The sequence below is a fragment of the Pseudomonadota bacterium genome (assembly GCA_016195085.1).
Taxonomy (GTDB): domain Bacteria; phylum Pseudomonadota; class Alphaproteobacteria; order SHVZ01; family SHVZ01; genus JACQAG01.
Genome location: JACQAG010000013.1, coordinates 31,659 through 50,595, shown reverse-complemented (window position 1 = coordinate 50,595; position 18,937 = coordinate 31,659). Strand labels below are relative to the sequence as shown.

The 18,937-nt window shown below is 65.9% G+C and carries 15 protein-coding genes; 4 read left to right on the top strand and 11 right to left on the bottom strand.

Annotation, left to right across the window (positions count from 1 at the left end; translation table 11 throughout):
* Window positions 1-115: 115 nt before the first annotated feature.
* From HY058_03970 to HY058_03950, 5 genes are all read right to left on the bottom strand, one after another.
* Window positions 116-1,231 carry a microcin C ABC transporter permease YejB gene (locus HY058_03970; protein ID MBI3496445.1) on the bottom strand — a complete coding sequence of 372 codons (1,116 nt, stop codon included), beginning with the start codon at window positions 1,229-1,231 and terminating at the stop codon, window positions 116-118.
* Between the two features lie 11 nt (window positions 1,232-1,242).
* Window positions 1,243-3,114 (bottom strand): ABC transporter substrate-binding protein, encoded by a 1,872-nt coding sequence (locus HY058_03965; protein MBI3496444.1) that lies wholly within the window; start codon window positions 3,112-3,114, stop codon window positions 1,243-1,245.
* 44 nt (window positions 3,115-3,158) lie between these two features.
* On the bottom strand, window positions 3,159-5,000 hold the full coding sequence (locus HY058_03960) for an ABC transporter substrate-binding protein (GenBank protein ID MBI3496443.1): 1,842 nt from the start codon (window positions 4,998-5,000) through the stop codon (window positions 3,159-3,161).
* Window positions 5,001-5,006: 6 nt separating this feature from the next.
* Window positions 5,007-6,854 carry an ABC transporter substrate-binding protein gene (locus HY058_03955; GenBank protein ID MBI3496442.1) on the bottom strand — a complete coding sequence of 616 codons (1,848 nt, stop codon included), beginning with the start codon at window positions 6,852-6,854 and terminating at the stop codon, window positions 5,007-5,009.
* Between the two features lie 90 nt (window positions 6,855-6,944).
* Window positions 6,945-8,789 carry an ABC transporter substrate-binding protein gene (locus HY058_03950; GenBank protein MBI3496441.1) on the bottom strand — a complete coding sequence of 615 codons (1,845 nt, stop codon included), beginning with the start codon at window positions 8,787-8,789 and terminating at the stop codon, window positions 6,945-6,947.
* A gap of 193 nt (window positions 8,790-8,982) precedes the next feature.
* Here HY058_03950 and HY058_03945 point away from each other — a divergent pair, with 193 nt between their 5' ends.
* Complete coding sequence (locus HY058_03945; protein MBI3496440.1) at window positions 8,983-10,020, top strand: Gfo/Idh/MocA family oxidoreductase; 1,038 nt, start codon at window positions 8,983-8,985, stop codon at window positions 10,018-10,020.
* Window positions 10,021-10,194: 174 nt separating this feature from the next.
* On the opposite strand, the gene HY058_03940 is transcribed toward HY058_03945, so the two are convergent.
* The 4 genes from HY058_03940 to HY058_03925 form a co-directional block, all read right to left on the bottom strand.
* Complete coding sequence (locus HY058_03940) at window positions 10,195-11,220, bottom strand: Gfo/Idh/MocA family oxidoreductase (GenBank protein ID MBI3496439.1); 1,026 nt, start codon at window positions 11,218-11,220, stop codon at window positions 10,195-10,197.
* 34 nt (window positions 11,221-11,254) lie between these two features.
* Window positions 11,255-12,094: a carbohydrate ABC transporter permease gene (locus tag HY058_03935; protein ID MBI3496438.1), complete on the bottom strand. Its 840-nt coding sequence runs from the start codon at window positions 12,092-12,094 to the stop codon at window positions 11,255-11,257.
* Window positions 12,091-12,999, bottom strand: coding sequence for a sugar ABC transporter permease (locus tag HY058_03930; protein MBI3496437.1), 909 nt, complete (start codon window positions 12,997-12,999; stop codon window positions 12,091-12,093). The genes HY058_03935 and HY058_03930 overlap by 4 nt, the downstream gene beginning before the upstream one ends.
* Before the next feature lie 264 nt (window positions 13,000-13,263).
* A complete protein-coding gene (locus HY058_03925; protein ID MBI3496436.1) occupies window positions 13,264-14,511 on the bottom strand; it encodes a sugar ABC transporter substrate-binding protein in 1,248 nt (415 codons plus the stop codon).
* Window positions 14,512-14,614: 103 nt separating this feature from the next.
* Between HY058_03925 and HY058_03920 the strand changes: the two genes are divergently transcribed.
* A complete protein-coding gene (locus HY058_03920) occupies window positions 14,615-15,721 on the top strand; it encodes a lactonase family protein (GenBank protein ID MBI3496435.1) in 1,107 nt (368 codons plus the stop codon).
* Here the strand turns inward: HY058_03920 and hisN are convergent.
* Together hisN and HY058_03910 are read right to left on the bottom strand one after the other, a co-directional pair.
* Window positions 15,718-16,500, bottom strand: a complete 783-nt coding sequence (gene hisN / locus HY058_03915) for a histidinol-phosphatase (protein MBI3496434.1) — start codon at window positions 16,498-16,500, stop codon at window positions 15,718-15,720. The two genes, HY058_03920 and hisN, sit on opposite strands and share 4 nt — an antisense overlap.
* A 42-nt stretch (window positions 16,501-16,542) precedes the next feature.
* Window positions 16,543-17,091, bottom strand: a complete 549-nt coding sequence (locus tag HY058_03910) for a cytochrome c family protein (GenBank protein MBI3496433.1) — start codon at window positions 17,089-17,091, stop codon at window positions 16,543-16,545.
* A 162-nt stretch (window positions 17,092-17,253) separates the two neighbouring features.
* On the opposite strand from HY058_03910, the gene HY058_03905 reads away from it, so the two are divergent.
* Together HY058_03905 and HY058_03900 are read left to right on the top strand one after the other, a co-directional pair.
* A complete protein-coding gene (locus HY058_03905; protein MBI3496432.1) occupies window positions 17,254-18,033 on the top strand; it encodes a 3-deoxy-manno-octulosonate cytidylyltransferase in 780 nt (259 codons plus the stop codon).
* Window positions 18,033-18,917 carry a prephenate dehydratase gene (locus HY058_03900; GenBank protein MBI3496431.1) on the top strand — a complete coding sequence of 295 codons (885 nt, stop codon included), beginning with the start codon at window positions 18,033-18,035 and terminating at the stop codon, window positions 18,915-18,917. The genes HY058_03905 and HY058_03900 overlap by 1 nt, the downstream gene beginning before the upstream one ends.
* Window positions 18,918-18,937 lie beyond the last annotated feature (20 nt).

Here is an 18,937-nt window from a genome sequence, read left to right as displayed (position 1 = left end):
CCCACACCCCGACCCTCCCCCGCTATGCCGCGGGGGAGGGAGCATTGAATTCGCGCATGACACCCTCCCCCACGAATGTGGGGGAGGGTTGGGGTGGGGGCTCTCGAGGGCATCCTCAACCCTCCCGCGTGGCGAAATCGATGCGGGGGTCGACGGCGACGTAGGTGAGATCGCCGATGAGGTTCATGAGCAGGCCCAGAAGCGTGAAGAAATAGAGCGTGCCGAACATGATGGGATAGTCGCGGTTGATCGCCGCCTCGAAGCCCAGGAGGCCGAGCCCGTCCAAAGAGAAGATGACCTCGATCAGGAGCGCGCTGGTGAAGAGGATGCTGACGAAGGCGGAGGGAAATCCCGCCACCACGATTAGCATGGCGTTGCGAAACACATGCCCATAGAGCACGCGGGGCTCGGAGAGGCCCTTGGCGCGGGCGGTCACGACATATTGCTTGTTGATCTCCTCGAGGAAGGAGTTCTTGGTGAGCATGGTCAAGCTGGCGAAGCCGCCGACCACCATGGCGGTGATCGGCAAGGCCATGTGCCAGAAATAATCGGCGAGGCGCGCCGGCCAGGAGAGCAGCTGCCAATTGTCGGAGACCAGACCGCGCAAGGGGAACCAGGAGAAGAAGCTGCCGCCGGCGAACAGCACCACGAGCAGGATGGCGAAGAGAAAGCCGGGGATGGCGTAGCCGATAATGACCGCAGCCGAAGTCCAGACATCGAAGCTGGAACCGTCGCGCACCGCCTTGGCCACGCCCAGCGGGATCGAGATGAGGTAGATGAGGAGCGTGGTCCATAGACCGAGGGAGATCGACACCGGCATCTTCTCAAGGACGAGGTCGACCACGCGCCGGTCGCGGAAGAAGCTGTTGCCGAAATCGAAGACCACGTATTGGCGCATCATCTGGACGAAGCGCTCGTGCATGGGCTTGTCGAAGCCGAATTGCCGCTCAAGCTGCTTGATGAGGTCGGGGTCGAGCCCACGGGCGCCGCGGTAGTGGCTGGTCTCGCCGCCGCCGCTGGTCTGCGATGGCGGCCCGGCGCCGCTCTGGGAGAGCTCGCCGCCGCCGCCGCCGATGCGGCTGGTGGCGGAGATGGCGTTGCCCTTGATCTGGGCGATGATCTGGTCGATCGGCCCGCCGGGTGCGGCCTGGATGATGAGGAAGTTGACGAGCATGATCCCGAAGAGAGTCGGAAGCATCAAGAGCACGCGGCGGATGATATAGGCCAGCATCGGGGCGGCGCTCAGTTCTTCATGGCAGCCTTGCGCTGCTCCAGGTTCGCCGCCTTGGCGGCATCGACCCACCAGGTCTCGAAGCCGACGCCGTATTTCGGCGGGATCGGTGGCCGTCCGAACTTGTCCCAATAGGCGATGAGATAGGAGGGTCCGTAATATTGCGGGACCATGTAGAAGCTCCACAGGAGCACGCGATCCAAGGCTCTGGTGCGCTGGATGAGCGCATCGCGGTCGGGGGCGGCGATCACCAGCTCGACGAGCTCGTCGATGACGGGATCCTTGACCCCGCCGTAGTTGGCGCTCCCCGGCGTATCGGCAGCAGCTGAGCTCCACAAGTCGCGCTGGTCGTTGCCCGGCGACAAGGTGGGGGTGGGCCCCAAGACCACCATGTCGAAGTCGAAGTCTTCGACTCGCTTCTGGTATTGGGCGCTGTCGACCAGGCGCGCATTGGCTTGGATCCCGAGGCGCTCCAGATTCTTGACAAAAGGCAGGATCAGCCGTTCGAGGCCTGACTGCACGTAGAGAATTTCGAATTGAAAGGGCTCACCCTTGGCATTGACGAGCTTGCCGCCTTTGATCAGCCAGCCGGCGTCGCTGAGGAGCTTGAGGGCTTCACGAACGTTCTCCCGCATATTGCCGGAGCCGTCGGTCTGCGGCGGCTTGTATTCCCTGGCGAAGACCTCGTCGGCGATCCGGCCGCGATAGCGCTCGAGCAGGGCCAGCTCCGCGCCCTTGGGCAGCCCGGCGGCGGCCAGCTCGGAATTCGACCAATAGCTGGTGACCCGGGCGTAGATTCCGTAGAACAGCGTCTTGTTCATCCACTCGAAGTCGAAGGCATAGCCCAAGGCCTGCCGCACGCGGCGGTCCTGGAACACCGGCCGGCGCGTGTTGAAGAGGAAACCCTGGGCGCGTCCCGGATTCTGGTTCTTGATCTCGTCGCGCTTCAGCAACCCGGCGCGGAGTGCCGGCACCTCGTAGCCCGTCGCCCAGTCCTTGGAAGTGTATTCCCGGCGATAGTCGAGGGCACCCGTCTTGAACGCCTCGAACTCGATCGACGGGTCCCGGTAGTAGTCGTAGCGAATGACGCCGAAATTGAAGCGGCCGACATTGATGGGAAGGTTCCGGCCCCAGTAATCCTCCACGCGGCGGTAGCGGATGGAGCGACCCGGCTCGACCGCCTCGATGCGATAGGGCCCGCTGCCGAGCGGCGGCTCGAGCGTGGTCTTCTCGAAATCGCGCCCCTGCCAATAGTGCTTCGGCAGCACCGCCAGGCCGCCGACCCGGATCGGCAGCTCGCGATTGTTGGCGACCTTGAAGGTGAACTTGACGTGGCGATCGTCGATCGCCTCGGCCTTATCCACATCGGCCAGCAGCAGCCGGTACTGGGGATGGCCTTTGCTGATCAAGGTCTCGAAGGTCCACGCGACATCGGCCGCCGTGATCGGCCTGCCGTCGTGGAAGCGGGCCTCTGGGCGCAAGGTGAAGACGACCCAGGAGCGATCCTCCGGCACCTCGATGCTCGCCGCCACCAGGCCGTATTGTCCCTCCGGATCGTCCCAGGTGGGGACGGTCAAGGTGTCGTAGGTCCAGGAGAGGGTGTCGTCGAGATGCAGCAATCCGCCGGCCGAGACGCCGCGAAGGATGAACGGGTTGAGGCTGTCGAAGGTGCGGAAGGCGCCGGGAGCCCCCAGGATCACCTCGCCGCCCTTGGGAGCATCCGGGTTGACGTAGTCGAGATGCCTGAAGTCGGGGCCGTATTTGGGCTCGCCATGGATGGCGATGGCATGGGCCGTGTGCGTCGCCGGTTGCGCCTCGGCCGGATCGTAGGGTGCCAGCCAGGCCTGCGCCGCCAGCATCAATGCTCCGATCCACCTCCGCATCCGCTCTCCCTTCACGTCCGCTGCAGTCCTGCGGCCGGCATCGCTCAGTTCTTCACCGCGGCTTTGCGCTCGGCCAGGCTCGCCGCCTTGGCGGCATCGACCCACCAGGTATCGGCGAAGCCGATGCCGTAGGCGGGCGCGGTCGGCGGCCGGCCGAACTTGTCCCAATAGGCGATGCGGGTGGTCGGATCGTAGAGCTGCGGGATCATGTAGAAGCCCCAGAGCAGCACCCGGTCGAGCGCATGGGTGCGCTGGACCAGGGACTTCCGGTCCCCGGCGGCGATGACGAGATCGATGAGCTCGTCGACCACGGGATCCTTGACGCCGCTTTCGTTGCGGCTGCCGCGGGTATCGGCCGCCGTCGAGCTCCAGAAATCGCGCTGCTCGTTGCCCGGCGAGGCCGATTGCGCCGGACCGCCGATGATCATGTCGTAGTCGAAGGCGTCGGTGCGGTTTTCGAACTGCGCCACATCGACCAGCCGCACGCTGGCGGTGACGCCCAAGCGCTCCAAATTCTTGGCGAAGGGCAAGATGATCCGATCGAGCCCGGGTTGCGCGTAGAGGATCTCGAACTGAAAGGCTTCGCCTTTGGTATTGGTGAGCTTGCCGTTCTTGATCAGCCAGCCGGCTTCGCCGAGCAGCTTCAAGGCCTCGCGGACATTGTCGCGGAGATTGCCCGACCCGTCGGTCGTCGGCAGCTTGAACTCCCGGGTGAACACCTCCTCGGGCACCCGGCCGCGATAGCGCTCGAGGATGGCCAGCTCCTCATCTTGCGGCAGCCCGGTGGCAGCCAGCCCGGAGTTCGGCCAGTAGCTCGCGGGCCGGCCGTAGATTCCGTAGAACAAGTTCTTGTTCATCCACTCGAAGTCGAAGGCGTATCCCAGCGCCTGGCGAACCCGGCGATCCTGAAAGAGCGGCCGGCGCGTGTTGAAGACGAGGACCTGGGGCCGGTTCGGATTCAAGGTGCGAACGTGGTCGCGAAGGATCAGCCCGGCCCTGGCGGCCGGCAGATCGTAGCCGGTCGCCCAATCCTTGGATGAGACCTCGCGTCGGAAGTCGATGGCGCCGGCCTTGAATGCCTCGAAGGCGATCGAGGGATCGCGATAGTACTCATAGCGAAGCAAGCCGAAATTGTAGCGGCCGACATTGATCGGCAGACGGTTGCCCCAATAATCCTCGACCCGGCGCAGGCGGATGGAGCGGCCGGGATCGACCGCCTCGATCCGATACGGGCCGCTGCCCAGCGGCGGCTCCAAGGTGGTCTTCTCGAAATCGCGGCTCTGCCAATAGTGGCGAGGCAGGATCGGCAGCTCGCCGACGATCCCCGGCAGCTCGCGGTTGTTAGCGACATTGAAGGTGTATTTGACGCGGCGATCGTCGAGCGCTTCGGCCTTGTCCACATCGGCATAATAGGAGCGGTAGTGCGGGGAGCCCTTGCTCTTCAGCGTCTCCAAGGTCCAGACGACGTCGGCCGCGGTGATCGGCGTTCCGTCATGGAAGCGCGCCTCGGGTCTGAGAGTGAACAGCGCCCAGGAGCGGTCGTCAGGCACCTCGATGCTCTCGGCCACCAGCCCGTAGTCGCTCTCCGGATCATCCCCGGATCGGGTCATCAATGAATCGTAGATCGAGCCGGCCCCGGCCGCGGGCACGCCCTTCAGGATGAACGGGTTGAGGCTGTCATAGGTGCCGGGTGCGCCCAAGATCACCTCGCCACCCCTGGGCGCGTCGGGGTTCACATAGTCGAGCTGCTTGAAGTCGGAACCGTATTTGGGCGTGCCGTGGATCGAGATCGCATGCAGCGTCTGCGTCGGCGCTTGCGCATGGGCTTCGCCGGCGAGACAGAGCGCGAGCGCGGCGAAGGCGAGAGCTCCGAGCGGCTTCAGCATGTCCGTCTAGTTCTTCATGGCAGATTTGCGCTGCTCCAGGCTGGCGGTCTTGGCGGCATCGACCCACCAGGTATCGAGGAAGCCCACGCCATATTTCGGCGGCATCGCCGGCCGCTCGAACTTGTCCCAATAGGCGATGCGGAAGGTCCGGACCGTGTATTGCGGGATCATGTAGAAGCCCCAGAGCAGCACCCGGTCCAAGGCGCGGGTGCGCTGGATCAGCGTCTTTCGATCCGGCGCGTCGATCACCAGCTGCACGAGATCGTCGATCGCCGGGTCGTGGACGCCGCCCAGATTGGCGCTGCCGCGGGTGTCGGCCGACTCCGCGCTCCACAACGCCCGCTGCTCGACACCAGGCGAGAGCGGCATGCCGGCGCCGCCGATCATCATGTCGAAGTCGAAGTCCTGCAGGCGCTTTTCGTATTGCGCGGAATCGACCAAGCGGACGCTGGCGGCGATGCCGAGGCGCTCGAGATTCTTGGCAAAGGGCAGAATGATGCGCTCGAGGCCGGCCTGCAGATAGAAGATCTCGAACTGGAAAGGATCGCCCTTGGCATTCACCAGCTTGCCGGATTTGATCTGCCAGCCGGCCTCGCCCAGCAGCTTCAAGGCTTCGCGCACATTGTCGCGGATGTTGCCGGAGCCATCGGTCACCGGCGGCTTGTACTCCCGGGTGAACACCTCCTCGGGGATCCGGCCGCGATAGCGCTCGAGGATGGCGCGCTCCTCGCCTTCGGGCAGCCCGGTCGACGCCAGCTCGGAATTCGACCAATAGCTGTCGACCCGAACATAGGCGTCGTAGAACAGCGTCTTGTTCATCCACTCGAAGTCGAAGGCATAGCCCAGCGCCTGGCGGACCCGGCGGTCTTGAAACAAGGGCCGGCGGAGGTTGTAGACGAATCCCTGGGCTCGCCCCGGATTCTGGTTGCGGACCTCGTCGCGCTTGATGAGGCCGGCGCGGAGCGCCGGCGTGTCGTAGGCCGTGGCCCAATCCTTCGCCGTGTTCTCCTCGCGGAAATCGATCGAGCCGCCTTTGAACGCCTCGAAGTCGATCTGCAGATCGCGATAATAGTCGTAGCGGATGAGGCCGAAATTATAGCGGCCGATCATGATCGGCAGCGTGTTGGCCCAGTAGTCCTCGACCCTGCGGTAGCTGATGGAGCGGCCGCGGTCGAGCGCCTCGATGCGGTAGGGACCGCTGCCGAGCGGCGGCTCGAGCGTGGTCTTCTCGAAGTCCCGAGCCTCCCAATAGTGCTTCGGCAGGATCGACAGACCGCCGACGAGGCTCGGCAGCTCGCGGTTGCCCGCGACCTTGAAGGTGAATTTCACGTGCCGGTCGTCCAGCGCCTCGGCCTTCTCCACATCGGCCAGCATCAGCCGATATTGCGGGTTGCCCTTGGTCATCAGCGCATCGAAGGTCCAGGCCACGTCGCCGGCGGTGATCGGCTTGCCGTCGTGGAACCGCGCCTCGGGCCTGAGCGTGAAGACGACCCAGGAGCGGTCTTCCGGCACCTCGAGGCTCTCGGCCGCCAGGCCGTAGCGACCCTCCGGATCATCCCCGGTCCCGGTCAAGAGCGTGGTGTAGATCAGACCCAGCCCGGCGGCGGGCACGCCCTTCAAGGTGAAGCCGTTGAGGGTATCGTAGGTGCGGAACTGGCCGGGCGAGCCCAAGACCACCTCGCCGCCGCGGGGTGCCTCCGGATTCACATAGTCGAGATGCTTGAAGTCGGGGCCGTATTTCGGCTCGCCATGGATGGCGATGGCATGCAGCCCCGGCGCCTGCGCGCGGGCCTGGCAATGCGCCATCAGGCAGGCAAGCACCGAAAGGAGAACACCAAAAGCCAGTTTCACCATGCCCGCTCCTTTCGTGCGGCCGGATTATCCTACGTGATCCCGGCCGCGGACACAGCCCGGCAAGATCGAGGGCGGCCCGGCTCCCGAGGCTCAATTCTTCATCGCTGCCTTGCGTTCGGCCAGGCTCGAGGCCTTGGTTTGGTCGATCCACCAGGTATCGATGAAGCCGTCGGTGTATTTCGGCGGCGTCGGCGGGCGGCCGAATTTGTCCCAATAGGCGATTAGGAACGACGGTCCATAGTAGAGCGGCGTCATGTAGAAGCCCCAGAGCAGCACCCGGTCCAAGGCCCGTGCGCGTTGGATCAGGGATTTGCGATCGGGGGCGCTGATGACCAGCTGGACCAGCTCGTCCACCACGGGATCCTTGACGCCGCTTTCATTGGCGCTGCCGCGGATGTCGGCCGAGGCCGAAGTCCAGAAGTCCCGCTGCTCATTGCCGGGCGCCAGGCTCTGGGCATAGCCGCCGATGATCATGTCGTAATCGAAGGCGTCGGCACGATTCTGGTATTGCGCCGAGTCGACGAAGCGGGCGGTCGCGGTGATGCCCAATCGCTCCAGGTTCTTGGTGAAGGGCAAGATCACCCGTTCGAGCCCGGCCTGCGCATAGAGGATCTCGAAGCGAAACGGATCGCCCTTGGCGTTGACGAGCTTGTTCGCCTTGATGTCCCAGCCCGCCTCGTGCAGGAGCTTGAGGGCTTCGCGCAGATTGTCGCGGATATTGCCGCTGCCGTCCGTCGCCGGCGGCTTGTATTCCCGGGTGAACACCTCCTCGGGCACGCGGCCGCGATAGCGCTCGAGGATCTCCCGCTCCTCGCCTGCGGGCAGGCCCGTGGCGGCGAGCTCGGAATTCGTCCAGTAGCTGCTGATCCTGATGTAGAGGCCGTAGAACAGCGTCTTGTTCATCCATTCGAAATCGTAGGCGTATCCCAGCGCCTGGCGGACGCGCCGATCCTGGAAGAGCGCGCGCCGGGCGTTGTAGGTGAATGCCTGGGTGGGCAGGGGATTCTGGTTCATGACCTCGTCGCGCTTGATGATCCCAGCCTTGACCGCCGGCACGTCGTATCCCGTGGCCCAATCCTTCGACTGGTATTCGCGGCGATAGTCGATGGCACCCGCCTTGAACGCCTCGAACTCGATCGAGAGCTCCCGATAGGACTCGAAGCTGATGGCGCCGAAATTATGGCGGCCGGCATTGATTGGCAGGCGATCGCCCCAATAGTCCTCGACCCGGCGATAGCGGATCGAACGACCGGGATCGACCGCTTCGATCCGATAGGGTCCGCTGCCGAGCGGCGGATCGAGCGTCGTCTTCTCGAAATCGCGACCGTCCCAGTAATGCTTCGACAGCACCGGAACGCCGCCGACCAATCCCGGCAGCTCGCGATTGTTGGCGACCTTGAAGGTGAACTTTACCCGGCGACCGTCGAGTGCTGCGGCATTGGCGACGTCGGCGTAGAGCGTGCGATATTGCGGATGGCCCTTGGTCATCAGCGTGTCGAACGACCAGACGACGTCGGCCGGCGTCATCGGCCGGCCGTCATGAAAGCGCGCCTCTTGCCGCAAGGTGAAGATGACCCAAGAGCGATCGTCGGGCACCTCCAGGCTCTCCGCCACGAGCCCATAGAGACCCTCGGGATCGTCGGCGGTACCGGCCAGGAGCGTGTCGTTGATGAGGCCGAGCCCCGGTGCGGACACGCCCTTCAAGATGAATGGATTGAGATTGTCGAAGGTCGGCGGGGCGCCGAGCGTGACCTCGCCGCCGCGCGGCGCCTGCGGATTGACGTAGTTGAGATGCTTGAACTCCGGCCCGTAGAGCGGCTCGCCATGGGTAGCGAAGGCATGCAGCGTGCGCGTCGGCGCCTGGGCCAGGCCGGTGCCGGGCTGGGCGAGAACGAGCAACGCCCCTAGCACCAGCGCCAGACTCTGCTTCAGCATGAGTGCTCCCCTTCAGGCAACGCACCTTCGATCTCGCCAGCGATACTAGGCGATTTCCAGCGCCCAATGCAGTCGTCAGGAAATTGCACCCGGCCCCTGTGTACCCTTGGTCGTTGGCGAAACCTCAAGAGAATATGCGACCATAGCTAAGGACTCCGGGCCTGCAGGGACAGAGGATGAGGTCGACGGGAGAATGACCGAGCGCGAGGTCGAGGCAAGGCGCTGGCCGATATCGCATAGGTGGCCGCGCATCGCGGTGATCGGCGCCGGCCTGATGGGCCGCCGCCACGGGCACGCCTACCGCAGCATTCCCGGGGTCGAGCTCATCGGCTTCGTCGACCATGACCCGGCCGCGCAGGCTGAGGTGCGCCAGATCTTCGGCCTTCCCTGCCACTCTCACTGGGACGAGCTCTTCGCCGCGGACGGCCTCGATGCGGTCAGCATCTGCCTGCCGGACGACCAGCATCTGCCGGCGAGCCTGGCCGCACTCGAGCGTGGTCTGGCCGTGCTCCTGGAAAAGCCGCTCGCCACCGACGTCAGGGAGGCCGAGCGCATCGTGGCGGCGAGCCAGGACCGGCTTCTCCTGGTCGGCCACATGCTGCGCTTCGATGCGCGCTATCAGCAGGCAAGGCGCCTGCTCGCGGCCGGTCGCATCGGCGATCTCGTCCACCTCACCACCAGGCGCAACAGCGCCATCGGCGCCGCCAGCCGCTACGGCAAGAGGACGAGCCTCCTCTGGCATGTGGCGGTGCACGACATCGACCTCGTTCAGTGGATTACCGGCCGCCCTATCGTCGAGGTCACCGCCAAGGGCGTGTCGCGCCGCCTCGCCCCGCTGCAGCACCTCGACTCGGTGCTGGCGCTGGCAACGCTTGGCGACGACACACCGGTCGCGATGGAGTTTTCCTGGATCATGCCCGAGCATTTCGGCAGCGGCCTCGACGCCCGCCTCGAAGTCGTCGGGACCGAGGGGCGGATCGAGGTCCACGGTCTCGACCAGGGCCTGCGCGTGGCTGATCGCACCAGCCTCGAGTTCCCCGATACGACCCGTTGGGTGGACTATGACGACGGCAGCGCCGGCGGCATTCTCGTGGCCGAAATCGCCCATTTCGTGCGCTGCCTGGTCGAGGGGATCACGCCCGGCGTTGCGGTCGCCGATGCCCTCCAGGCGGTGAAAGTGGCCGCGGCCTTGGAGCGGTCTCTGGCGGAGGGGCGAACGGTCGTGGTTTAGACTTTTAGTGCGCGTGCCGTGCAACTCGGATCGCCCCCACCCCGCCCCTCCCCCGCCTTCGGCGAGGGAGGGAGGGAGTAAGAGAAGCGCCCTTCTATTCCCTCCCCCACGACTGTGGGGGAGGGTGAGGGTGGGGGCTACCCTTGGTCGGAACGCGACTCGCTCGAGCGCCGCTCAGACAATCCGCACCGCAGCACCGGTCTTGAGGGCCTCCACGGCGGCGAGCTGGGCTTCGGCAATGGGAAGCGTGCGGCGCACGGAGAGTTCTGGCTCACTTCCGTTGCGGATCGCAGTCAGGAACGCCGTGACCGAATCGGTGAAGGCGCCAACGATCTTGCCGTCGACCTCGTTCGCCGTGTGGGGCCCGGAGAAGACCTGCTCCACGCAGCCTTTCGGCCCATAGACCACCAGGCGCCGCGCCCGGTTGTCGAGCATCAAGGTGCCCGACGAGCCGATGATCTGCAGAAAGCCGTCGGCGACCACCGGGTAGCTGGTCGGATGGATCCAGGAGGCATGGAAATTCGCCATCACCTCGGCGCCGAAGGAGATGAGGACGTTGAGACCGTCATGCACCGGAACGCCGGCCGCCTCGAGCACGCCGCGCCGTTCGCGCGCGACGACCTCGACGGGATCGCGCCCGACATACCAGCGGACGAGATCGAGGTCGTGGCTCGACATGAAGAAGAAGGGCGATGTCTGGGCTGCCCAGCCGATCATTGCCGTCGGCACGTGAATGGTGTCGAACTTGTGCGAGGTCACCATCGCCGGCCGGCCGATCGTGCCGTCTTCGACGATACGCTTGATGGCCGCATATTCCGGCACGAAGCGCTGGCTGTAGTTGACCATGGCGACGGCACCCGAGCGGCCGGACGCTGCGGTGATGGCATCGACGTCGGCGCGGGTGGTTGCCAGAGGCTTTTCCAGGAACACGTGCTTGCCCCGCGCCAGCGCCGCGACGGCGGGCTCCCGATGGAGATGGTCCGGTGTGGCCACGGCAAGCGCGTCGAACGCATCGCCGGCCAAGAGCTCTCCCAGATTCGTGTAGACCCGCGCCCCGGAGCGCTCGGCCACGCGCCGGGCCCGCGTTTCGTCGATGTCCACGACCGCGACCATTTCGGCCTCCGCGTGCTCGTGAAACACCCGCGCGTGGCGCGAGCCCAGAATACCGGCGCCGACGACGGCGACCTTGATCCGCGCCATCCCTACTCTCCCTTCCGATCCGAAGCCCTGCGGGTCACCCCTTGACCGCCCCACCCGTCAGCCCGTGCACGAGATAGCGCTGCACGATGAGGAAAAAGATGGCAGCCGGCAGCGCGAAGATGACGGAGGCGGCCATCATCTCGTCCCAGGCGATCGTGTACTGGCTGATGAAAGAGGTGAGCCCGACCGACAGCACCCAGTTGCTCTGCGAGGAGATGAGCGTCCGGGCGAGGAAAAACTCGTCCCAGCCGGCCATGAACGAGAACACCATCACGACGATGAGTCCGGGCAGCGCCAGCGGCAACGTGATGCGGTAGAAAGCGCCGAGCCGGCTGCAGCCGTCGACCTCGGCCTGCTCTTCGAGATCGGCCGGGATGCCGTCGAAGAAGCCCTTCATCAGCCAGGTGGCAAGCGGCAGCACGAAGGCGGTGTCGCCGACGGCGAGCCCGAGGAGGCTGTTGTAGAGCCCGAGCTGCCGGTAGACGACATAGAGCGGGACCGCGATGAGCGCCGCCGGCAGCATCTGCGAGACCAGGATGAAGATGCCGAAGACGCTGGTCAGGCGGCTCCGGAAGCGCGACAGCGCATAGCCGGCGTTGACCGCCACGACGGTGCAGAAGATCGAGGTCGTGGCCGCAACCAGTGCCGTGTTGGCGAACCACCGGCCGATCGGACGCTCGGCGAACACCCGGAGATAGGCGCCGAATGCGATGCTCTCCGGCAGGAGCTTGGGCGGCCATTCGAACATGCTCTTCTGGGCAAGCGAAGAGACGATCATCCAGTAGTAGGGAAAGATCACGATTGCCGCACCCACGACCGCCAGGACGAAGATGAAGGCCGCCGCGAGGCGGGTCTTGAGGGCGAGCCCGATCATGGTGCTTGCCTGCGGTTGAGGACGTGGAAGTAGACGATGCTGAAGACGAGGAGGATGGCCAAGAGCGCCGTCCCCACCGCGGCGGCATAGCCGATCTTCTGATATTCGAAGGCGGTGTTGTAGGTGAGAATCGACAGCGTCTCGGTGGCGCGGGCCGGCCCTCCGGCGGTCATGGTGTAGAGGATGGTGACGCGGCGGAAGGAATTCAGGATGAGGATGAGAACGAGGATCACGTTCACCGGCCGCAAGCCCGGCAGGGTGACGTAGCGGAAGCGCTTGACGGCGCCGGCCCCGTCCACCATCGCCGCCTCGTGCTGTTCGGCCGGGATCGTCTGCAGGCCGGCGAGCAGGATGAGCATGGCCAGCGGAAACTGCTGCCACACGGTCACGAGAATGACGGCCGGGAGCGCCAGCCCCGACTGCGAGAGCCAGGCGAGCGGCCGATCGACGATCCTGGCTTCGACGAGGGCGTAGTTGATGATCCCGTATTGGGCGTCGAGCATCCACACGAAGATGAGAACGGCCACGACCTCGGGGATCGCCCAGGGCATGATGACGACCATGCGCAAGAGGCCGCGACCCGGCATTTTCCTGTCGAGCAAGAGCGCGAAGAGAAGGCCGACGGCGTAGGTGAAGACGACCGAGCCCGCGGCATAGAGGATGGTGACGGTGAGCGAGTTCCAGAAATAGGGATCGTCGGCGAGGTCGACATAGTTGCCGACCCCGATGAAGCGACCCTCGTCGTAGCGGAGAAGGCGCGTGTTGAAGAAGCTCAGAACCACGCCGCGCAGGATCGGATAGAACATGAGAACGGACATCAGCACCGCCGCCGGCGCGATCAGCCACACGGGCAGCCAGTCGAGCCGTCGGCGAACCGGGACGGGCAAGCGGTCAGAGGCGATCATCGTGTTCCGGTCGGGGCGTCGGCACGAGCGCCGCTGGTGTCCTGGTGAGCGCGTTGTACGAGCGGCGCGCTGAGGTCACGACAGGCGAAACTCCCTATCACCGCGTCATGCGCGGGCTTGACCCGCGCATCCACGTCTTCCATCGTGCGGCGGCGCCACGTGGATGGCCGGGGAGGGTCGGGGAGGGGTGATCCTCACCCCTCCCAAAGTCCACCCCCGTCAAGCCCGGCCATGACGATTCAAATATGGCGCTTCACCTTCGGCTCAGAGCTTCTTCGCCCAGGCTTCGAGCCGCTTCTGGGCGTCGCCGAGCGCCGTCTTTACATCTTTCTGGCCGGCATAGATCTGAGCGAGGTGGTCGACGACGATCTGGCGGAATTCGGCGGCGTTGACGTTGTAGCTCGGCGGCGCGTAGCCGAGGCCGCCGGGGTATTTCGCCGCGACCTCCACCATGGTCCGGACCCAAGGGTTGGCGCCAAGGAAGGCCTCGCTCGGCTGGACCGTGGTTCCGGGAATCTGCACGAGCTTTTCCAGCCATTCGCGCTGCGCCGCCTCGGCGTTGATGACGTCGAGATACTTGCAGGCATCCGCCTTGTGCGGGGACTTCGCCGGAATGGTGTAGAAGGCACCGCCCGTGATCGCCGCATGGGTCGGCGTCGGCATGATGCCATAGCCGATGGAAGGATAGAGACCCGGGTTGTCGGTCTTCACCTGGGTCATGACCCAGGGGCCATCGAAGAGGAAGCCGACCTTGCCCTGGGCGAACATGGTGCGCACCAGCGCCACATCGAGGCCGCGCGGGCTCAGCCCCTCATCGAGGAAGCGCTTGATCCAGGCGACCGCTTCGATCGTATTCGGCGCGTCGGCGGTGATGGTGCGGTCCGCCTTCGACCAGTCGCCGCCGAGCCCGATCACCCATTGCATGCCGTTGATGTAGGTTTGGAGCACGTTCGAGGTGTTGTTGTTGAAGGCATAGCCCCACTCGCCGGTCTTCTCCTTGATCGCCTTCGCCGCCTTGTAGAGCTCCTCGACCGTCATCGGCACCGAGACGCCGGCGGCGTCGAGGAGCTTCTTATTGTAGAGGAGCGACTGCGGGCTCATGGTCAGCGGAACGCCGTAGGTCTTGCCGTCCTTCTGCGCGAAGCGGACGGAGGCCAGCAGCCGGTCCTTGTAGGATGAGGCGGCGATGCAATCGTCGAGAGGCGCCAGCGCGCCGGCATCCATGAGCGGCGGCAGCATGTTCGTGAAGACGGGCAGGAGATCCGGCACGTCCCCGGCGGCGACCTGGGTGTTGATGGTCTGCTCGAAGTTCGAGCTCGGGAGAACGGTCCCCTCGATCTTGATGGTCGGGTATTTGGCCTGGAACTCCGCCATGCGGGCCTTGTGCCAGACGCCGACGGCACCCTCCTCCCACATCCAGCTCGGATGTTTGAAGGTGTAGCTCGACTGCGCAAAAGCCGGAGCAGAGAGGCTCCAGGCGATCGCGAGCAAGGCGACGAGCAATGTGCGCATGGCGACCTCCCTCGTTTTGTGGTGCCGCATCGTCCCGTGCAGCATTGAAGGGCCCTAAGATACCGGTACGATACCAATCCGTCACCTTCCAGCCCGGCCTTCCATGGCGAGCACCTCATCAACATCGCACCGGTCTCCGGCGCTCCTCGCTGTCGGCAGCTATACCGAGGCCTATGGGTCTTTCCGGGCCAAGGGCGAAGGCGTGACGCTGCTGGCGATCGATGCGGACAGCGGCAGAATCGAGGTGCTGGACCGGCTCGCCCTCGGACCCAACCCGGCCTATCTGCGCTGGCGCTCCGCTGACGTCATCCATGCCGTCCTCGAGGCCAACGATGCGCGGGCCGGCATCGTCACCTTAGGGGTGGATCCGCACGCGCCCAGGCTCCGGCTTCTCCATCGCCTGCCGCTCGAGGGGACAATTCCCTGCCATCTCGATGTCGATCCGACGGGACGATGGCTTGCCGCTGCCTGCTATGGCAGCGGCCACATCAGCGTTCATGGCCTCGCGGAGGATCGGCCCGGAACCGCCGCCGTGACCATCCGCCACCGCGGCGGGAGCATTCACCCCGAACGCCAGACGGGACCCCATCCCCATGCCACACGCTTCTCGCCGGAGGGGCATTGGCTCGTCGTTCCCGACCTCGGCACCGACGAGGTCGTCTGTTACCCGTTCGATGCGGCGCGCGGTCAGCTTGCGCAGCCCTACCGCTTCAAAGCCCCGGCCGGGAGCGGGCCACGGCTCGTCCTGTTCAGCCGCGGGGGAGACCACGTCATCCTGGTAGAAGAGCTCGCGAGCACGGTCGCATCGCTCCGCTGGCGCAACGGCGCGCTCGAGCCGGTGTCTTCCTCAGCCACGACCGATGTGCGCCCCAACACCGCCGCCGGCTTGCGCTGGCACCCTTCGGGGGAGATTTTCGGCGTCTCCAACCGCGGGGCCGATACGATCGCGTTGTTTCGCTTCGAGTCCCAGAGCGGCGCGATCACGCACCTCGCCTCGGTGCCGTCCGGTGGAGTGAAGCCGCGAGACTTCGACTTTTCTCCCTGCGGACGCTGGCTCATCGCGTCCAACCAAGACAGCGACAGCGTGGTGCTCCACGCGATCGAGGTCGGGGCGGGGGTTCCTTGCCTGCGGCAAACCGGCATTCGCGTTCCGATCGCCTCGCCCACCTGCGTCCGCTTTCTCAACCAGCCGGCCGCCTGCCTGCGCTAACGCGCCGCGAGGAGCCCGAGCGCCTCGCGGTGAACGCCGGCATCCCCGGCCGCCAGCACGTGGCCGTCGGAGCCGCGTTCGATGCGCTTGCCCTGCCAGTCGGTGAAGAGGCCGCCGGCCCCTTCGATCACCGGGGCGAGCGCGGCGAAATCATAGAGGTTGAGGCCGGATTCGATGACGAGGTCGATATGGCCGCTGGCCAAGAGGCCGTAGGCGTAGCAATCGCCGCCGAAATTCGTCTGCTTGGCCGCCGCCTGCACCCGGGCGAAGGCGGCGGCATCCACCCCTTTGAACATCATCGGGTTGGTGGCATTGAGGATGGCGCGGCCGACCCCGGGACAGCTTCTGACCCGCGCCGGCGCGCCTTTGAAGGTGCTGGGCCGGCCGGCGGCGCCGAGCCAGCGCTCGCGCAAGACCGGCTGGTCGATCACGCCCAAGAGCGGCTGACCGTCCCGGAGGAGCGCGATCAAGGTGCCGAACATCGGCTTGCCGGTGGTGAACGCCCGGGTGCCGTCGATCGGATCCAGGACCCAGATATGGGAGGCGCTCTCGCGCACGCTGCCGTATTCCTCGCCGATGATGCCGTGGCTCGGGTGGCGCTTTTCGATCAGCGCGCGGAGCGCCAGCTCGGCCTCGCGGTCGGCCACCGTCACCGGCGACAGATCGGCCTTGTCCTCGGCCGGCGGGTGGCTGCGAAAATAGGGGCGAATGACCGCGCCGCTGGCCTCGGCGAGCTCTTCGGCAAAATGGACGAGGTCAGCCGGACAGGCCGTCGACAAGGACGTCTCAGCGGCTTCTGGCAGGGTGGGCGGGGCGGCGGCTCAGGGCAAGGGCGGCGGGTTGTCGGACTGGGTCCTGAGCCAGGCGATGACATTGGCCCGATCCTCGGCCTTGGGCAGGCCCGGGAAGGCCATCTTGGTGCCCGGCACGACGGATTTGGGACTGGTGACGAACTTGTTCAGGGCTTCGTAATCCCAGAGCTGGTCCTTGCTGTCGGTCATGCCCTTGGAGAAGGCGAAGTTGTCGAGATGCGCGCGGCGATTGCCGACCACACCCCAGAGATTCGGGCCGACGCCGTTCTTGCCGCCCTTCTGGAAGGTATGGCACTGGGTGCACTTCTTGGCGACCTGCTCGCCGGCGGCGACATCGGCCTTGGCCAAGAGCGGGGCCACCGGCGGGATCTCGGCCGGCGCCGGAGCCTCCTTGCCGCCGGGGATGGCGGCCTTCTCGCCGGGCTGGACCAAGGCATAGGCGAGGCGCTCGACATGGTGCGGGCTCACCAGCTGGCGTGCCAGAAAGCCCGACATCATCGCGATCAAGCCTGCGAGCAGGATGGCGCCGGCGACCTTGTTCCATTCGTAGCTCGACATGCCTCTTCCTCTGCCAGAAGCCTCAAGACCGCGGCCGGCGAAAAACCCTTCGCCCGGAGCCGGTTGAGGATATAACGGGCCTCCGCGGACAAGGCTCGCCCTTGCCGCGCCAAATCACGCGGCATAATGCCGCACTCGGAGAACTCCTACCCCGCCCGGCCCATGACGCTGCCCGCCAATCCGATCGTGCTCATCCCCTCGCGCTTGCACGCGACCAGACTTCCCGGCAAACCGCTGGCGGATATCCACGGGGCACCGATGATCGTGCATGTCTGGCGCCGCGCGGTGGAGGCGGGCCTGGGACCGGTGGTAGTCGCCTGCGGCGAGCAGTCGATCGCGGATGCCATCATCGCTGCCGGCGGCCAGGCGATGCTGACCCGCCCGGAGCACCCCTCGGGCAGCGACCGCATCTTCGAGGTGCTCGAGCGTCTGGATCCGGGGCGCCGCCACGACGCGGTGATCAACGTCCAGGGCGATCTGCCGACGGTGGACCCGGCCACGGTGCGCGCCGCCTTCGCCGGCCTGGCCGAGGCCAACGTCGATATCGGCACCGTGGCGGCGCCGATCACCCGCGAGGAGGAGCTCGGCGATCCGGCGGTGGTGAAGCCGGTGGTGTCCTTCCCGCCGCGGACCGCGAGCGGCGGCCTTCGCATCGGCCGTGCGCTCTATTTCAGCCGGGCGACGGTGCCGACCGGGCCGGGGCCGGTCTATCACCATATCGGGCTCTACGCCTATCGCCGAGCGGCCCTGGAACGCTTCGTCAGGCTGCCTCCGGGTGCGCTGGAGAAGCGCGAGCGGCTGGAGCAATTGCGGGCGCTCGAGGCCGGCATGCAGATCGCGGTCGCGCTCGTTGACACGGTTCCGCTCGGCGTCGATACTCCGGCCGACCTTGAGCGGGCACGTCAGCTGCTCGCTTCGTCCTCCCCACGCCAGAGCCGATGATGCGACAAGCTGCCGAAGCCGCGCCGCGCGGCACCATTGCTTTCCAGGGCGAGCCCGGCGCCTATTCCGATCTGGCCTGCCGCACGGTGAGGCCGGACCTGACGTCGCTCCCTTGCGTGTCGTTCGAGGACGCCTTCGCCGCGGTCACCGAAGGCCGCGCCGATCTCGGCATGATCCCGATCGAGAACTCGGTCGCCGGCCGCGTCGCCGACGTGCACCATCTGATGCCGGCCTCGGGCTTGCATATCGTGGGCGAGCATTTCCAGCGCGTCGAGCACCAGCTCCTGGCGCCGAAAGGCGCCACCTTGGAGACCGTGAAGACGGCGAGGAGCCACATCCACGCGCTGTCCCAATGCCGAGCCACCATGCGCAAGCTGGGCCTCAAGCCCGTGGTCGCCGTGGATACCGCCGGGGCGGCGAAGGAAGTGGCGGCGAGGGGCGACAAGAGCGTGGCGGCGATCGCCAGCCGGCTGGCCGGCGAGATCTATGGGCTGGACACCCTGGTCGAGAACATGGAGGACGCCGAGCACAACACCACGCGCTTCCTCATCATGAGCCGCGATCCCGGCGTGCCCCGCAATGACGGCCGCAAGTTCATCACCAGCTTCGTCTTCCGCGTGCGCAGCGTGCCGGCCGCCCTCTACAAGGCCCTGGGCGGCTTCGCCACCAACGGCGTCAATTTGACCAAGCTCGAGAGCTACATGGTCGGCGGCAGCTTCGAGGCAGCGCAGTTCTACGTGGACTCCGAGGGCCATCCGGACGAGCGCGGCATGCAGCACGCCCTCGATGAGCTGAAGTTCTTCAGCCGCCGCGGCACCTTCAAGATCCTCGGCGTCTATCCCGCCCATCCCTTCCGCATGCAGAACCAGCCGGCGGATGATTGAGGAGAGGATTGCTCGCAACG

What these genes read in the sequence shown, in the direction of transcription:
- HY058_03970 (MBI3496445.1), bottom strand. Translation starts at nt 1,231, where the DNA reads ATGCTGGCCTATATCATCCGCCGCGTGCTCTTGATGCTTCCGACTCTC.
- HY058_03965 (MBI3496444.1), bottom strand. Translation starts at nt 3,114, where the DNA reads ATGCGGAGGTGGATCGGAGCATTGATGCTGGCGGCGCAGGCCTGGCTG.
- HY058_03960 (MBI3496443.1), bottom strand. Translation starts at nt 5,000, where the DNA reads ATGCTGAAGCCGCTCGGAGCTCTCGCCTTCGCCGCGCTCGCGCTCTGT.
- HY058_03955 (MBI3496442.1), bottom strand. Translation starts at nt 6,854, where the DNA reads ATGGTGAAACTGGCTTTTGGTGTTCTCCTTTCGGTGCTTGCCTGCCTG.
- HY058_03950 (MBI3496441.1), bottom strand. Translation starts at nt 8,789, where the DNA reads ATGCTGAAGCAGAGTCTGGCGCTGGTGCTAGGGGCGTTGCTCGTTCTC.
- HY058_03945 (MBI3496440.1), top strand. Translation starts at nt 8,983, where the DNA reads ATGACCGAGCGCGAGGTCGAGGCAAGGCGCTGGCCGATATCGCATAGG.
- HY058_03940 (MBI3496439.1), bottom strand. Translation starts at nt 11,220, where the DNA reads ATGGCGCGGATCAAGGTCGCCGTCGTCGGCGCCGGTATTCTGGGCTCG.
- HY058_03935 (MBI3496438.1), bottom strand. Translation starts at nt 12,094, where the DNA reads ATGATCGGGCTCGCCCTCAAGACCCGCCTCGCGGCGGCCTTCATCTTC.
- HY058_03930 (MBI3496437.1), bottom strand. Translation starts at nt 12,999, where the DNA reads ATGATCGCCTCTGACCGCTTGCCCGTCCCGGTTCGCCGACGGCTCGAC.
- HY058_03925 (MBI3496436.1), bottom strand. Translation starts at nt 14,511, where the DNA reads ATGCGCACATTGCTCGTCGCCTTGCTCGCGATCGCCTGGAGCCTCTCT.
- HY058_03920 (MBI3496435.1), top strand. Translation starts at nt 14,615, where the DNA reads ATGGCGAGCACCTCATCAACATCGCACCGGTCTCCGGCGCTCCTCGCT.
- HY058_03910 (MBI3496433.1), bottom strand. Translation starts at nt 17,091, where the DNA reads ATGTCGAGCTACGAATGGAACAAGGTCGCCGGCGCCATCCTGCTCGCA.
- HY058_03905 (MBI3496432.1), top strand. Translation starts at nt 17,254, where the DNA reads ATGACGCTGCCCGCCAATCCGATCGTGCTCATCCCCTCGCGCTTGCAC.
- HY058_03900 (MBI3496431.1), top strand. Translation starts at nt 18,033, where the DNA reads ATGCGACAAGCTGCCGAAGCCGCGCCGCGCGGCACCATTGCTTTCCAG.